Raw genomic sequence first — 2,005 nt, forward strand, 5'->3', positions numbered from 1 at the left:
GCCCCGGCCCGCGCCCCGCCCCGCGCCCCGTCGGCGAGACGGCGGCGGCGGAGAGAAGATCCCCGCGGCGGAGCTGATCGCCCGGCTCCGGCAGGAGCGTGAGAGGGAGAGGGAACGGGATCGCGACGCGTGAGGCCCCGCCCGACCTACGGAGTGTGAACCTGGGCTGCGGTCGTTCTGCGGGTTATGGTGGCGGGATGAAGGGGACCCGGGGCGTCGTTCTGCGTCGTCGTGTCCGGGTGGTCCTCGTCAACCCCTGGTTCAAGGCGATCGCGACGCTGACCGTCCTGGGCTTGGTCCTCTACTGGCTCCGCGGGCAGATGCCGTTCTTCGCCGAGGGGTTCTCGGCGGTCACCAGTCCGCACTGGGGCTGGGTTGCGGCGGCGCTGGTGTTCGCGTACCTGTCCATGTCCAGTTACGGCTCGGTGCAGAAGGTGCTGCTGCGGTCGGCTGGCGTGAGAGTGGGGTACTGGGAGAGCGTGGGCCTGGTCTTCTCCGCCAACGCGTTCTCCACCTCCATCCCCGGCGGCCAGGTGTTCGGTACCACCCTGACCTACCGCAAGACCCGTCAGTGGGGCGCGACCCGGGTGGTGGCGTCGTGGCAACTGGTGATCTCCGGAGTGCTGTCGACCGTGGGGATCGTGCTTCTCGCGTTGATGGGCTTCTTCCTGGTGGGTCGCGTGTCCAACCCGTTCCTGCTGATGCTGTCCGCGGTCGGACTCGTGGCGATAGTGGTGGTGGTGCAGTGGGCGGCCCGGAACCCGGACAAGATCGAGGGAGCTCTCCTGGCCCTGTTGGAGTGGGTCAACGCCCGGCGTCGCAAGCCTGCCGACCACGGTGCCGCCGCGGTGCGCAAGGTCGTGTCGCAGGCCGACGCCGTCGAGTTGTCCAAGAGGCAGCTCTCCAAAGCCTTCGCGTTCTCCCTGCTGAACTGGGCCGCCGACATCGGCTGTCTGTGGGCGGCGGCAAACGCGGTCGGTGCCCAGCACAGCATCGGCGGCCTGTGCATCGCCTATGTCACCGGCAAGATCGTCGCCTCCGCGCCGATCACCCCCGGCGGCCTCGGGACCGTCGAGCTCGCCCTCATCACCGCCCTCACCGCGGGTGGGCTCGGTGCACACCAGGCGTTCGCGACGGTGTTCGTCTACCGGGTCGTCAGCTTCGTCCTGATCGCTCTGGCCGGGTGGGTGATCTTCTTCCTCTTCTACCGCGGCGCCGTGGACGTCGATCCCGATGCCACACCCGGGGATGACGACGCCTCGCGCGAGGACGCCCCGTCGTCGCCGCGTCTCGACCCCGACCGACCGGCCGTCGCCGCCCCGCCGGCCGGTCTCGCCGCGATGTGGCCGATGAGGGGAACGCCGTGGCGCGCCACCGTCCACCACGACTCCGGGCCGATCCCCTTCCTGCGCGTCCGGGAGGACGGGACCCGGGACGCAGCGGAGGGTGAGGCATCCTGCTCACTGGGCGGCGGCGAGCACCGGGACGAGAGGGATCGGTGAACCGAGTGGTCCTGCCGCTGATGTTCCTGCTGGACGCCGTGCTCGTGGGGGTGTTCGCGACCTTCGGGCGCGGCGCCCATTCCGAGGGTCTCGGGATCGGACAGGTGTGGGGGACGGCGTGGCCGTTCCTGGTGGGCCTGGCGGTGGGGTGGATCGTGGTGCTGGCCTCACGCCGCGACCCCGCGACCGTCCGATCGGGTGTCCTGGTGTGGGGCGCCACGCTGGTCGGCGGGATGCTGATCCGCGGGCTCGGTGACGGTCGGGTGCCGCACTGGAGCTTCATGGTGGTGGCCGCGCTCACCACCGGGGTGTTCCTCCTGAGCTGGCGGGCGCTGCGCGCGGCGTTGTCCCGACGCCGGGCGGCCTAGCGGAACTCGGGCGGGATCTGGTCGAGCATGTGGGCCGGGACGGTGACGGTCTCGGGCAGCCTGACGCCGTCCGGGGTCGGGATTCCCTCCGGGACCACGAGGGTGACCGGTTCCGCGCGGCCCCCGGCGACGGGG

At 71.2% G+C, this 2,005-nt stretch carries 2 protein-coding genes; both read left to right on the top strand.

Going from position 1 to position 2,005, the window contains the following annotated elements; all coding sequences use genetic code 11:
- The first annotated feature begins 197 nt into the window (after positions 1-197).
- Positions 198-1,502 (top strand): YbhN family protein, encoded by a 1,305-nt coding sequence (locus G6027_RS16185; protein WP_182638053.1) that lies wholly within the window; start codon positions 198-200, stop codon positions 1,500-1,502.
- Positions 1,503-1,522: 20 nt separating this feature from the next.
- Positions 1,523-1,870, top strand: a complete 348-nt coding sequence (locus G6027_RS16190; protein ID WP_182638054.1) for a DUF3054 domain-containing protein — start codon at positions 1,523-1,525, stop codon at positions 1,868-1,870.
- Positions 1,871-2,005 lie beyond the last annotated feature (135 nt).

Source organism: Dietzia sp. SLG310A2-38A2 (assembly GCF_014145095.1).
In the GTDB taxonomy this organism is placed as follows: Bacteria; Actinomycetota; Actinomycetes; order Mycobacteriales; family Mycobacteriaceae; genus Dietzia.

What these genes read in the sequence shown, in the direction of transcription:
- G6027_RS16185 (WP_182638053.1), top strand. Translation starts at nt 198, where the DNA reads ATGAAGGGGACCCGGGGCGTCGTTCTGCGTCGTCGTGTCCGGGTGGTC.
- G6027_RS16190 (WP_182638054.1), top strand. Translation starts at nt 1,523, where the DNA reads ATGTTCCTGCTGGACGCCGTGCTCGTGGGGGTGTTCGCGACCTTCGGG.